The 12594-nt window shown below is 75.8% G+C and carries 11 protein-coding genes; 6 read left to right on the forward strand and 5 right to left on the reverse strand.

Annotated features, from left to right (window positions below; translation table 11 throughout):
* Positions 1 to 28: 28 nt before the first annotated feature.
* A complete protein-coding gene (locus BX266_RS21775; protein ID WP_099902297.1) occupies positions 29 to 2392 on the reverse strand; it encodes a DEAD/DEAH box helicase in 2364 nt (787 codons plus the stop codon).
* A gap of 588 nt (positions 2393 to 2980) precedes the next feature.
* Between BX266_RS21775 and BX266_RS21780 the strand changes: the two genes are divergently transcribed.
* Positions 2981 to 3706 (forward strand): ferritin-like fold-containing protein, encoded by a 726-nt coding sequence (locus BX266_RS21780; RefSeq protein WP_099902299.1) that lies wholly within the window; start codon positions 2981 to 2983, stop codon positions 3704 to 3706.
* A gap of 24 nt (positions 3707 to 3730) precedes the next feature.
* Here BX266_RS21780 and BX266_RS21785 read toward each other — a convergent pair whose 3' ends face one another.
* The 3 genes from BX266_RS21785 to BX266_RS21795 all read right to left on the reverse strand — a co-directional run bounded on the left by BX266_RS21785 (position 3731) and on the right by BX266_RS21795 (position 5154).
* Positions 3731 to 4006, reverse strand: a complete 276-nt coding sequence (locus BX266_RS21785; protein WP_099902301.1) for a hypothetical protein — start codon at positions 4004 to 4006, stop codon at positions 3731 to 3733.
* A gap of 122 nt (positions 4007 to 4128) precedes the next feature.
* On the reverse strand, positions 4129 to 4356 hold the full coding sequence (locus tag BX266_RS21790) for a DUF3107 domain-containing protein (protein ID WP_099902303.1): 228 nt from the start codon (positions 4354 to 4356) through the stop codon (positions 4129 to 4131).
* A gap of 141 nt (positions 4357 to 4497) precedes the next feature.
* Complete coding sequence (locus BX266_RS21795) at positions 4498 to 5154, reverse strand: TetR/AcrR family transcriptional regulator (RefSeq protein ID WP_099902305.1); 657 nt, start codon at positions 5152 to 5154, stop codon at positions 4498 to 4500.
* A 232-nt stretch (positions 5155 to 5386) separates the two neighbouring features.
* On the opposite strand from BX266_RS21795, the gene BX266_RS21800 reads away from it, so the two are divergent.
* The 5 genes from BX266_RS21800 to moeZ all read left to right on the forward strand — a co-directional run bounded on the left by BX266_RS21800 (position 5387) and on the right by moeZ (position 11769).
* Positions 5387 to 6304, forward strand: coding sequence for an alpha/beta fold hydrolase (locus BX266_RS21800; protein ID WP_099902307.1), 918 nt, complete (start codon positions 5387 to 5389; stop codon positions 6302 to 6304).
* A gap of 310 nt (positions 6305 to 6614) precedes the next feature.
* Positions 6615 to 8225 (forward strand): DUF3492 domain-containing protein, encoded by a 1611-nt coding sequence (locus BX266_RS21805; RefSeq protein ID WP_180290565.1) that lies wholly within the window; start codon positions 6615 to 6617, stop codon positions 8223 to 8225.
* Positions 8222 to 9229: a hypothetical protein gene (locus tag BX266_RS21810; protein ID WP_099902311.1), complete on the forward strand. Its 1008-nt coding sequence runs from the start codon at positions 8222 to 8224 to the stop codon at positions 9227 to 9229. The genes BX266_RS21805 and BX266_RS21810 overlap by 4 nt, the downstream gene beginning before the upstream one ends.
* Before the next feature lie 256 nt (positions 9230 to 9485).
* Positions 9486 to 10430 (forward strand): NAD(P)-dependent oxidoreductase, encoded by a 945-nt coding sequence (locus BX266_RS21815; RefSeq protein ID WP_099902313.1) that lies wholly within the window; start codon positions 9486 to 9488, stop codon positions 10428 to 10430.
* A gap of 160 nt (positions 10431 to 10590) precedes the next feature.
* Positions 10591 to 11769, forward strand: a complete 1179-nt coding sequence (gene moeZ / locus BX266_RS21820) for an adenylyltransferase/sulfurtransferase MoeZ (RefSeq protein WP_099902315.1) — start codon at positions 10591 to 10593, stop codon at positions 11767 to 11769.
* 64 nt (positions 11770 to 11833) lie between these two features.
* Here the strand turns inward: moeZ and BX266_RS21825 are convergent, their stop codons facing one another.
* Positions 11834 to 12541 carry a TetR/AcrR family transcriptional regulator gene (locus BX266_RS21825; RefSeq protein ID WP_099902316.1) on the reverse strand — a complete coding sequence of 236 codons (708 nt, stop codon included), beginning with the start codon at positions 12539 to 12541 and terminating at the stop codon, positions 11834 to 11836.
* Positions 12542 to 12594 lie beyond the last annotated feature (53 nt).

Below are 12594 nucleotides of genomic sequence, written 5' to 3' on the forward strand. Positions count from 1 at the left end.
GTGGTGCGGGTACCGCTCGCGGGTCGTCCTACTGCTCGACGGCCTTGCGGGTGCGGCGGGGGGCCGGGATCTCCTCGGCGGTGGCCGCGGTGGCCTTCTTGACGGTGCGCTTGCGGGGGGCCGGGGCGGCCTCGTCGGTCGGCACCGCGGTGTCGGCGACGGCCTTCCTGGTCGCGCGCTTGCGGGGCGCGGGCGCGGCTTCCTCCGCCAGCGGGGCCTGCGCCACGGGGGCGGCGGCCTTCTTGGCGACCCGCTTGCGCGGCGCCGGGGCGGCCTCCTCGGTCACCACGGGCTCGGCGGCCGCCTTCTTGACGGTGCGCTTGCGGGGGGCCGGGGCGGCCTCCTCGGTCGGCACCGCGGTGTCGGCGACGGCCTTCCTGGTCGCGCGCTTGCGGGGCGCGGGCGCGGCCTCCTCGGCCACCGGGGCCTGCGCCACGGGGGTCGCTTCTTCCTCGGTCACCGGGGCCTGCGCCACGGGGGCGGCGGCTTCCTCGGTCACCGGGGCCTGCGCCACGGGGGCGGCGGCTTCCTCGGTCACCGGGGCCTGCGCCACGGGGGCGGCGGCCTTCTTGGCGACCCGCTTGCGCGGGGCCGGGGCGGCCTCGTCGGTCACCACGGGCTCGGCGGCCGCCTTCTTGACGGTGCGCCTGCGCGGGGCCGAAGCGCTCTCCTCGCCCACGACCAGGCCGGTGAACCGGTCGCGGACGGGCCGCTGCTGCGGCGTCCGGGAGCGGATGACCGGCTCCTCGACCACCGGGGCGGCGGCTTCGACCACGGCCGGGGCCTCGGCGGCGCCCGTCTCGACGACCGGCTCGGCCGCCTTGCGGGTGCGCTTGCGCGGGGCACGGGCCGGGGCGTCGGCCTCGGCGACCGGCTGGGCCACGGCGACCTGCTCGGCCACGGCGGGGGTCTCGACCACGGCGGTCTCGACGGCCGCCGGCGTCTCGGCCGCACCGCGGCGGCCGCGGGTGCGCTTGCGCGCGCCGCGGCCCTCGACCGGCGCCGCGGTGGTGTCGGCGGCGGGCTGCTCGACAACCGGGGTGGCGGCGGCGCCGGCCGCGGCGCCGCCGGAACGGGTGCGGCGGCGCTCACGGGAGCGGCGGGCCGGACGCTCGGCGGGAGCCGGCGTCTCGGGGGCGGCGGCAGCGGGGCGGCCACTGCGGCCGGCCGTGCGGGCGCCGCCGCGTCCGCCGCGTCCGCCGGTCTCACCGAGGTCCTCGACCTCTTCGGCGGCCAGACCGGCCCGGGTGCGCTCGGAGCGGGGCAGGACGCCCTTGGTGCCGGGCGCGATGCGGAGCAGCTCGTACAGGTGCGGCGAGCTGGAGTAGGTCTCCTCCGGGTCGTTGAACGGGAGGTCCAGCGCCTTGTTGATGAGCTGCCAGCGCGGGATGTCGTCCCAGTCGACCAGGGTGACGGCGGTGCCCGAGGCGCCGGCCCGGCCGGTGCGGCCGATCCGGTGCAGGTAGGTCTTCTCGTCGTCGGTGCACTGGTAGTTGATGACGTGCGTGACGCCCTCGACGTCGATGCCGCGGGCGGCGACGTCGGTGCAGACCAGGACGTCGACCTTGCCGTTGCGGAAGGCGCGCAGCGCCTGCTCGCGGGCGCCCTGGCCGAGGTCGCCGTGCACCGCGCCGGCCGCGAAGCCGCGCTTGGTGAGCTGCTCGGCGACGTCGGCGGTGGTGCGCTTGGTGCGGCAGAAGATCATCGCCAGGCCGCGGCCGTCGGCCTGCAGGATCCGGGAGACCATCTCGACCTTGTCGAGCGAGTGCGCACGGAAGATGTGCTGCTCGATGTTGGCGACCGTGGTGCCGGTGTCGTCCGGGGCGGCGGCGCGGATGTGGGTGGGCTGGCTCATGTACCGGCGGGCCAGCGAGATGACCTGGCCGGGCATGGTGGCCGAAAAGAGCAGGGTCTGCCGCTTGGCGGGCAGCATGGTGATGATCTTCTCGACGTCCGGCAGGAAGCCGAGGTCGAGCATCTCGTCGGCCTCGTCCAGCACCAGCGAGCGGACCTTGGACAGGTCGAGCTTGCGCTGGCCGGCGAGGTCGAGCAGGCGGCCGGGGGTGCCGACGACGATGTCGACGCCCTTCTTCAGCGCCTCGACCTGCGGCTCGTAGGCGCGGCCGCCGTACACGGCGAGGACGCGCACGTTGCGGACCTTGCCGGCGGTCTGCAGGTCGTTGGTGACCTGGGTGCAGAGCTCGCGGGTGGGCACCACGATGAGTGCCTGCGGGCCCTCGGAGAGCTGCTCGGCGGTGGCCCGGCCGGCGGCGATGTCGGCCTGCACCACGACGCGCTCGATCAGCGGGAGGCCGAAGCCGAGGGTCTTGCCGGTGCCGGTCTTGGCCTGGCCGATGACGTCGTGGCCGGTCAGCGCGACCGGCAGGGTCATCTCCTGGATCGGGAACGGGTGGACGATGCCCACGGCCTCCAGGGCCTCGGCGGTCTCCGGGAGGATCCCGAGGTCCCGGAACGTCGTCTTGATGGGGTCGTTGGTGGACAGGGTGCTGCCTCTTCCGTGTGGAGGGCCGGGCGTAAGCGCGTCCTGCCTCGCCCGGGCAGCCCCGTACGGGGCGTGTCGGGCGGGCGGCGCGGCGGAGGGCGTCCCGTTGGACGGGGTGGTGCGGACCGGCACGCTGTCGGCGTCGTCCGCGCGGCCCTCGCTCGGCCTGATGCGGTGCCTGGGCCCGAGGCTCGGGCCAGGTCGGAGCCGATCGGGTCTCCGACCGGGCATCCGCGTACGTGAGCGCCGGGTGCTGCACCGGGCGGCGGAACGCCACCGGGCACGGCTGCGCGGCCTGCCGTGGAACGGACGGGCCGCGCGGGTCCTACACCTGGCCTCACTACCTACCATACAGTCAAGCGACGACTCGAACACGTGACGGCGGCTACTCCGACCGGCCGCGCCCGGGTGGCGACCGGGCGGGAGACGGGCGGCGGACGGGTTCCGGACCGGTTCGGACCACTAAGGTCTGGTGCCATGGAGACTCAGGAACCCGGTGACGAGGTCACCGACTCGATCGGGCCCTGGTCGGCCCGCGCCGCCGACCCGCAGTACCGGGCGGCCGTGCTGGACCTGCTCGGCGCGCTCGCGTACGGCGAGCTGAGTGCCTTCGAGCGGCTGGCCGAGGACGCCAAGTTCGCCCCCGGCATCGAGGAGAAGGCCGCGCTGGCCCGGATGGCCGCCGCCGAGTACCAGCACTACCAGCTGCTGCACGACCGGCTGGCCGAGGTCGGCGCCGACCCGGTCGCCGTGATGGAGCCGTTCCTCGAGCCGCTGGAGGCGTTCCACCGGCTGACCAAGCCCTCCGACTGGCTGGAGGGCCTGGTCAAGGCGTACGTCGGCGACGCGATCGCCACCGACTTCTACCGCGAGGTGGCCGTCCGCCTCGACGACGACACCCGGGAGCTGGTGCTCCGGGTGATGTCCGACACCGGGCACGCCGAGTTCGCGGTGGACCGGGTGCGGCAGGCGATCGCCGAGGACCCGCGGGTCGGCGGCCGGCTCGCGCTGTGGGGCCGGCGGCTGATGGGCGAGGCGCTCAGCCAGGCCCAGCGGGTGGTGGCCGAGCGCGACGCGCTGTCCAACCTGCTGGTCGGCGGCGCGCAGGTGCGCGGCTTCGACCTGGTCGAGGTCGGCAAGATGTTCAACCGGATCACCGAGACCCACACCAAGCGGATGGCCGCCCTGGGCCTGGCCTCCTGACCGGCCGGGGCGGGCGCGGACCGCTCAGCCGTGCCGGTGCCGGCCGCGGTGCTTCGGCAGCAGGTCGGGGCGGGCCGGCACCGACACCAGCAGGACCGCCACCGCCGCCGAGATCGCCAGCTGCGCCGCCGGCACCCGCCCGTCCAGCACGTAGCGGCTGATCCGGCCGGCCAGCACGGCGGCGAACAGCGCGGTGCCGACCGGCAGCCCGCGCGGGCCCGGGAACAGGTCCGGTCGGGCCAGCACGGCACCGACCCCGACGGCCAGGCCGATCAGGACGAAGGCGATCGTCTCCCACACGGCTGCCTCCCGGGGCGTGCGACGCTGCGGCAGCACTCCGCCTACCCGCCCGGGCCCCCCGGTACGCACAGCACGGCGCCCCGTCCCCCCGGGCGGGGGAACGGGGCGCCGTGGCACAGGCTTCAGAGCGTGCCGAAACCGACCTTGCGGACCGACGGCTCGCCGATCTCGACGTAGGCCAGCCGCTCGGCGGGGACCAGCACCTTGCGACCGTGCTCGTCGGACAGCGTGAACAGCTTCGAGCTGCCGTCCAGGGCCTTCGCGACCGCGTCCGCGACCTCTTCGGCAGTTTGCGCGCTCTCCAGGACGATCTCCCGGTTCGCGTTCTGCACGCCGATCTTGACCTCCACGGCTTCCGTCCCTCCGGTAGCTGGCCGCGCGCGCCGGACCGCCCGTTCGCGGGCGGCGCGCCGTACGGGCATCACCTTAAGGCAGCAGGGCAGCTGTGCGGCGAAGGTCGGGGGCCGGTCCGCTCAGGGCCGAATCCGCGGTCAGTCGCCGAGGCCGCCGACGCCGTCCTGGGTCGGGTGCATCGGGAAGCCCTTCAGACCGCGCCAGGCCAGGCTGGCGACCAGCCGGACCGCCTCGTCGCGCGGGATCTCGGACTCCTGGGAGAGCCAGTACCGGGCGGTGATCTGGGCCAGGCCGCAGACGCCGACCGCGAGCAGCTTGGCCTCCGCCTCCGGGAGGTCGGTGTCCTCGGCGATCACCTTGGAGACCAGCGTGGCGCTCAGGTCGGTGGCCCGCTCGACCCGCTCGCGCACCGCGGGGTCGTTGGTCAGGTCCGACTCGAAGACCAGCCGGAACGCGCCCGACTCGCTGGAGACGTAGTGGAAGTACGCCTCCATGGTCGCGGCGACGCGCTGCTTGTTGTCGTTGGTCGCCTCCAGCGCGGCACGGGTGCCGTCGACCAGGGCGTCGCAGTGCTTGTCGAGCAGCGCGAGGTAGAGCTCGAGCTTGCCCGGGAAGTGCTGGTAGAGCACCGGCTTGCTGACGCCGGCCCGCTCGGCGATGTCGTCCATGGCCGCGGCGTGGTAGCCCTGGGCGACGAACACCTCCTGGGCGGCTCCGAGCAGTTGTTCACGGCGGGCGCTTCGCGGCAGGCGGGCACCGCGCGGACGCTCCTGCGCCTCCTGGATGGCCGTCACGGCGCTCCTCACTTCACGGTCTGCGATGGGCTGGCAGGGTGATTGATTCTACTTTTCGGTAACCCGTTTGTGCGCGGGTGAAGCCGAGTAAAGCGCACAACCGCCCCTTGTCGGGAGCCCACAATACGACCCGGGCCCGGACTGTCCACAGGTCGAGACGGGGCCGCGACGGGCCCGTGACCGGCCGTGCTCCGCACCGGCGCCGGGTGGTCCGTCACTACCATCGTGCTCCATGAGCGCCGCCCAGCACCCCCTCGCCGCCCTGGAGCCGTACCGCACCGTCGAGGTGCCCGGAGCGGAACTGGCCGTCAGCCGCCACTCCGAACCCCGGGACGGGCTGCCGCCCGCACTGTTCGTGCACGGCCTCGGCGGGTCCGCGGACAACTGGCTGGAACTGCTCGACCAGCTCGCCGGGGACGTCGACGGCGAAGCGGTCGACCTGCCCGGCTTCGGGCACTCCGCCCCGCCGCTGGACGGCAACCTGACGATCTCCGGGCACGTCCGCGCCGTCATCGGGTACCTGGAGGAGTCCGGCCGCGGCCCGGTCCACCTGTTCGGCAACTCGCTCGGCGGCGCGGTCGCCGTCCGGCTCGCCGCCGTCCGGCCCGACCTGGTGCGCACCCTGACCCTGATCTCACCCGCGCTGCCCGAACTGCCCCCGCAGCGCACCGCCTGGACCACCGGGCTGCTGGCCGTCCCCGGCGTCGCCGAACTGGTCCGCCGGCGCGGCCCGGCCGCCGACCCGGAGGTCGCCACCGCCGACCTGCTGCGGCTGGTCTACGCCGACCCCGCGGCCATCCCCGCCCACCGCCGGGCCCGCGCCGTCGCCGAGTACCGCCGCCGCACCGCGCTGCCGTACGCGCTGACCGTGCTCGCCGGGTCCGCCCGCGGCATCGTCAGCGCGTACACCGAGCGCGGCGACCAGTCGCTGTGGCGGCAGGCCGAGCAGGTCACCGCGCCGGTGCTGCTGGTGTACGGGCTCAAGGACAAGCTGGTCTCCTACCGCTCCGCCCGGCGGGCCTGCGCCGCGTTCCGGGACGCCCGCCTGCTGGTGCTGCCGCACTCCGGGCACGTGGCGATGCTGGAGCACCCCGAGCCGGTCGCCCGCGCCGTCCGGGAGCTGCTCGCGGAGGCCGAGCGGCAGGGCTGAGCGGGGCCGCCGCGCGGCCGGGCCGAGGCGTACGCCCGGCGCAGTCGGGCGCGAACGCCGAAAACGGAGCGGGTACACGCGAGGTCACGGCCGTTCACTCGATGGTGTGGCAAGCCGGGCCGGGCCCCTAGGGGGCTCGGCCCGGAGCTCTACCGTCGTGTTGTCGGACCGAACAGGTGTGGGGGGCGAGACGGCGAGGGCGGCGGACGCGGGGAGCGGACACCGGCCGGACGGCCGTCGAGCGCACAGACGCACTCCCCTGTGTCGTAGGGCCGTGAACCCAGTCGAAACGCTCTGCTCTGGAGGCGTCGTGCGCATCGCTCTGCTCACCGAGGGCACCCTCACCAACGCGCAGCGTGGCGAAGGAGGCTGGTGCGGCCGCCTGGTCAGCGGCCTGCCCGAGCACGAGTTCCGGCTCTACCGGCTGCTCCCCGCCGACCGGCCCGCCCCCCCGAGCGGCGTGCGCGGCCTGCACGGCGTCCACGAACTGCCCATGTGGGGCCGCCGCCCGGCCGGCCGCGGGCCCACCCCGCTGCGCCGCCGGGCCTACGTCCGGGCGTACGAGGAACTGGTCCGGGCGCTGGTGGCGCCCGGCGAGCGGGCCGGCTTCGGGCCCGCGCTGTACCGGCTCGCCGAGCTCGGCCGGGAGGACGACGCGCTGCCCGCGTTCCTCGCCTCCGGCCACGCCCACCGGGCGCTGGAGCGGATCTGGCGGATGCCAGGCGCCGACACCGCCGGCGGCCAGCCGCTGGTCTGCGACGTCCTGGTGGCCGCCGACCTGCTGGAGCAGTGCCTGCGGCCGCTGTCCGCGCCCTGGTACGGCACCGGCCCGGCCGGACTGGGCGGCGCCGACCTGTGCCACGTGGTCGGCGGCGGGCCGGCCGCGCTGCCCGCGCTGGTCGCCCGCGAGCTGCACGGCGTCCCGTTCGTGGTCACCGAGCACGGGCTGCACCTGCGCGAGCAGTACCGCGGCTACCGCTCCGCCCCCTACCGCTGGCCGGTGCGCGCGCTGCTGCTGTCCTTCTTCCGGCAGCTCACCGAGGAGACCTACCGGCAGGCCGCCGTGCTCACCCCCGGCAGCGCCTACGACCGGCAGTGGCAGCAGCGCTGCGGCAGCGACCCGGCCCGGACCCGGATCGTCCACGAGGGCACCCCCGCCACCGGGCGGCCCGCCGCCGGGAAGGAGCCGGAGGCCCCCACGCTGGTCTGGGCCGGCGCGCTGGAGCCCGGGCGCGACCCCGAACTGATGCTGCACGCCTTCGCCCACGTCCGGGCCGAACTGCCGGGCGCCCGGCTGAAGATGTACGGCGAGGAGGGCGCGCCCGGCTACCTCGCGCACTGCCGGGCGATCGCCGAACGGCTCGGCGTCGAGGAGGCCGTCGAGTTCGCCGGACTGCCCGAGTCCCCGGCCGCCGCCTGGGAGTCCGGCAGCGCCGTGGTGTTCAGCGCGCTCGCCCAGCGCAGCCCCCGGCTGCTGGCCGACGCCATGCTGTCCGGGCGGGCCGTGGTGGCCACCGAGGTCGGGGTGGCCCGCGAGGTGCTCGGCCCCACCGGGCTGCTGGTGCCGCCGCGCAGCCCGCGCGCCCTGGCCGGGGCCTGCCTGGCGCTGCTCGGCGACCACGAGCGGCGCTCCCGGCTGGGCCTGGCCGGCCGGCTGCGGGCGCAGGAACGCTTCGCCGTGGAGCCGGTGGTCGGCGCGTTCCGCGAGATCTACCTCGAACTGGTCTCCCGCTACCCGGCGTTCCCGGCCCGCCCCGGCACCCGGGCCCGGCCGTTCGCCCGGCCCGCCGAGTACTGGGTGGCGGGCAGCGGCGAGAGCGCGGCGCCGGCCCGGCCCGCCGAGGCGGCCCCGCTGGTCACCGACAAGCGCGCCGGGGTCACCCTGGTCAAAGCCGGGCCCGCTCTCGCGGAGGCACTGTGACCCCGCCGCCCGCCGACCCCGTCCGCGAACTCCTGGACGCCAACCGGGAGTTGTGCGAGCAGGCGGTCGACCCGCTGGAGATCGCCGCCGCCCTGGAGGACTCCGGCCTGGCCACCGACGGCACCGCCCGCTACCGGCACGCCGACGTGTTCGGCCTCGCCGAGGAGCTGTACGCCCGGGTCCCGCGCCGCCCGCCCGTCCGCGAACCGCTGCCGCAGGCCGGGCCGCTGCACGGCCTCCCCGCGGCCGCGCTCCGCGGCGCCGCCGCGCACCTGCTGCCCCTGCTGCCCGCGCTGACCCTCGGCGGCCTGCCCGGCGGCGCGCTCGCGGTGCTCGCCGGCGCCGGTGCGGGCGCGCTCACCGCACGGTGGGAGGACCCCGGGCCGCGGCCGTCGGCGGTGTCGGACGGCTGGGACCCGGACGACGGCCTGGTCCGCGGCGAGCCGGCCGGGCGGCGGCCCCGGGTCGCACTGCCCCGGGCCGCGCTCGGCCAGGGCGCCGGTACCGGGCTGCTGCTCGCGCTGCTGGCCGCCGGCGCCCCCGGAGCGGCGCTGGTCGCCGCCCTCGGCGGCGCGGGCGCCGGCTGGGGCGCGGCCTGGCTGCGCCGGCACGGCCGACGGCAGACCGCGGCCGCCACGCTGGGGGAGTTCCGCTCCCGGCTGCGGCCCGTCCTGCCGCTGGCCGTGCTGGCACAGCTGGCCGTTCTCGCCGGGCTGGGCCGGGCGGTCGGCAGCGACCCGCCCGCCACCGCCTGGGCCGCGCTGCTGGTGCTCGGCACCCTGTCGCTGCTGGCCGCCGCGGTCCGGGCCGCGGGCCGGCCCGCCACCGCGGCGATCGCGGTCCTCACCGCCGCGGGCGGCGCGGCCGCGCTCTCGCTCCCCGGCCCGGCCCACTGGCTGGGCGCCCCGCCGCCGGGCGGCCTGCTCGCCGCCGCCCTCGGGCCGGCCGTGCTGCTGGCCGGCTGTGCCTGGCCGCTGAGCACCCGGCCGGGGGCGTACCGGTGAGCCGGCGGCCGTTGCGTGGCGCGTCGGTGCGGTGCCGGGGGCCGGTGGGGGCGGTTCCGGGGAGGCGCCGGGCGGGGCGGGGCGGTTTCGCCCTGCGGGCTGCGGCGGGCGTCCGCCGCCCGGGGCCCGGCGGGCTCGGGTGCCGCTCGGCGGCCGGCGGGCCGGCCGGGTCCGGTGCCGGGCCGGTGCTGCGGTTTGTCGATCAGATCTCGTTCCGCCCGGTTGCTGCCGGGCCTGATGGAAGGACTTGGGCCCGATGAGGGTGCTGCTGCTGGGAGCCGACGGATTCATCGGCCGGCGGGTGGCCGACCGGCTGCTGGCGGAGGAGGGGCTCCAGGTGACCGTGCTGGGCCGGGGCGACTCCGCCGACATCCGGTTCGACCTGGCCGCGGGGAGTCCGGGTGCGCTGGCCCGGTTCCTGGACGCGGTGGCCGCGCAGGTGGTGATCAACTGCGCCGGGGCCACCTACGGGACCTCGCGGACCCTGATCCGGTCCAACACGCTGGCGGTGGCGACGGTCTGCGAGGCGATCCGGCGCAGCCGGGAGCCCGCGCGGCTGGTGCACGTGGGCTCGGCGGCGGAGTACGGCCCGGCGCAGCCCGGCGGGCCGATCCCGGAGAGCGCGGAGCCGCGCCCGGTCGGGCCGTACGGGGTGTCGAAGCTGGCGGGCACCGAACTGGTGCTGGCCTCCGGCCTGGACGCGCTGGTGCTGCGGGTGTTCGACGTGGTCGGCCCGGGGGCGCCGACGGCCTCGCTGTTCGGGCGGCTGGCGGAGGGCCTGCGGCGGGCCCTGGAGCAGGACGAGTCGCAGGTGCGGATGCCGGACCTGTCCGGGCACCGGGACTTCGTGGACGTCCGTGACGTGGCGCGGGCGATCCAGGCGGCGGCGGTCTCGGCGGCCACCGGGGTGATCAACATCGGCTCCGGCCACGCCGTCCGGGCCCGGGACGCGGCGCACCTGCTGGTGCGGGCGTCCGGCTTCGAGGGCACCGTCACCGAGGACGCCCGCCAGGTGGTGCTGCCCGCCCAGCAGGCGGGCGCCGAGGGGTCGCGGGCGGCCGAGGCGCGGCCGGCCGTGGAGCCGGTGCAGTGGCGGCAGGCGGACGTCAGGACCGCCAGGGACCGTCTCGGATGGCGGACGCAGGTGCCGCTGGAGGAGTCGCTGGGGGACGTCTGGCTGGAGACCGCCTGCCGGGTGTGAACCGGAACGGCCGGGCCTGACCTGGGGATTGGGCGGGAACGGCGGGGTCTCGGCATCCGGTGTCGCGCATCTCACCCAGTGGACCCGCTGTCTTGGAATACCCCGGGCACGTGACACTGTTGGCGTAGTCGAAGAGAAACTGACGACCATCGGAGTCCCCGTGTCGCTGCCCCCCCTGGTCGAGCCCGCCGCCGAGCTCACCGTCGAAGAGGTCCGCCGGTACTCCCGCCACCTGATCATTCCCGATGTGGGCATGGACGGGCAGAAGCGGCTGAAGAACGCCAAGGTGCTGTGCGTCGGCGCCGGCGGCCTCGGGTCGCCGGCCCTGATGTACATGGCCGCCGCCGGTGTCGGCACGCTCGGCATCGTCGAGTTCGACACCGTCGACGAGTCCAACCTGCAGCGGCAGATCATCCACGGCCAGTCCGACATCGGCCGGTCCAAGGCGGAGTCCGCGCGCGACTCGGTCAAGGAGATCAACCCGCTGGTCAACGTGGTCCTGCACGAGGAGCGCCTCGACAACGACAACGTGATGGAGATCTTCTCCGGCTACGACCTGATCGTCGACGGCACCGACAACTTCGCCACCCGGTACCTGGTGAACGACGCCGCGGTGCTGCTCGGCAAGCCGTACGTGTGGGGCTCGATCTACCGCTTCGACGGCCAGGCCAGCGTGTTCTGGGCCGAGCACGGCCCCTGCTACCGCTGCCTGTACCCGGAGGCCCCGCCGCCGGGCATGGTCCCGTCCTGCGCCGAGGGCGGCGTGCTGGGCGTGCTGTGCGCCTCGATCGGCTCGATCCAGGTCAACGAGGCCATCAAGCTGCTGGCCGGGATCGGCGAGCCGCTGGTCGGCCGGCTGATGATCTACGACGCCCTGGAGATGCAGTACCGCTCGGTGAAGGTCCGCAAGGACCCGAACTGCGCCGTCTGCGGCGAGAACCCGACCGTCACCGAGCTGATCGACTACGAGTCGTTCTGCGGCGTCGTCTCGGAGGAGGCCTCGGCCGCGGCGATCGGCTCGACGATCACCTCCAAGCAGCTCAAGGAGTGGATCGACAACGGCGAGAACATCGACATCATCGATGTCCGCGAGATCAACGAGTACGAGATCGTCAACATCCCGGGCGCCCGCCTGATCCCGAAGAACGAGTTCCTGATGGGCAACGCCCTGCAGGACCTGCCGCAGGACAAGCGGATCGTGCTGCACTGCAAGACCGGCGTCCGCTCGGCCGAGGTGCTGGCCGTGCTGAAGGCCGCGGGCTTCAGCGACGCGGTGCACCTGGGCGGCGGCGTGGTCGGCTGGGTCAACCAGATCGAGCCGGAGAAGCCGATCTACTGATCCGTCGACGACCAGTCAGTGAAGACCGCCCGGCCGGGGACTCCCCGGCCGGGCGGTTTCGCGTTCAGCGGGTCGCGGCCAGGCCGAGCAGGGCGCCGGTGCGGCTCATCAGGTGGTCGAAGTACGCGCGGGCGTCGGCGGTGATCCGGGCCAGGTGCCCGAACAGCTCCAGCGAGAGCGCCCCCAGCAGGTCGCTCCAGGCGGCCAGCGCGGCCACCACCAGGTGGTCGGGGGTGCCGGGCGGCAGCCGGGTCAGCAGCGGGGCGAGCGCGGCCCGGGCGGCGTCCGGGACGGCGGGGTCGCCGAGCGGGCGGTAGCCGCCGGCCACGGCGGCCTCCTGGAACAGCCGGCCGATCAGCAGCGGCAGCCGGGTGCCGGGGCCGGTGGTGTCCTCGGGGGCGGTGTAGCCGGGCACGGGGGAGCCGTGCACCAGGGCGAACTCGTGCGGGTGGGCCAGCGCCCAGTCGCGGACGGCGTGGCAGACGGCCAGCCAGCGGCCCGGGTGGTCGACCCCGTCGAAGGGGTCGGCGGCGGCGTCCGCCGCGTCGCCGAGCGCGGCGTAGGCGTCGGCGATCAGCGCGGTGAGCAGCGCGTCGCGGCCCGGGTAGTAGCGGTACAGCGCGGAGGCGGAGACCAGGCCGACGTCGCGGGCGAGGGAGCGCATGGAGAGCCCGGCCGGGCCGTGCTCGGCCAGGTGGCGGCGGGCGGTGTCCTTGATCTCGCGGGTGAACTCGGCGCGGGCCCGCTCGCGGGGGGTGGGGGCCTTCGGCATGCCGGCCATCCTCCCAGCGGGCGAGAACAGGTGCAACATTCGAGCACGTCGTT

Origin of the sequence: Streptomyces sp. TLI_171, assembly GCF_003610255.1 — a bacterium.
Taxonomy (GTDB): Bacteria; Actinomycetota; Actinomycetes; order Streptomycetales; family Streptomycetaceae; genus Kitasatospora.

Coding starts and splice junctions, on each gene's coding strand:
- BX266_RS21815 (WP_099902313.1), top strand. CDS start 9,486: ATGAGGGTGCTGCTGCTGGGAGCCGACGGATTCATCGGCCGGCGGGTG.
- BX266_RS21775 (WP_099902297.1), bottom strand. CDS start 2,392: ATGACCCTGCCGGTCGCGCTGACCGGCCACGACGTCATCGGCCAGGCC.
- BX266_RS21800 (WP_099902307.1), top strand. CDS start 5,387: ATGAGCGCCGCCCAGCACCCCCTCGCCGCCCTGGAGCCGTACCGCACC.
- BX266_RS21825 (WP_099902316.1), bottom strand. CDS start 12,541: ATGCCGAAGGCCCCCACCCCCCGCGAGCGGGCCCGCGCCGAGTTCACC.
- BX266_RS21780 (WP_099902299.1), top strand. CDS start 2,981: ATGGAGACTCAGGAACCCGGTGACGAGGTCACCGACTCGATCGGGCCC.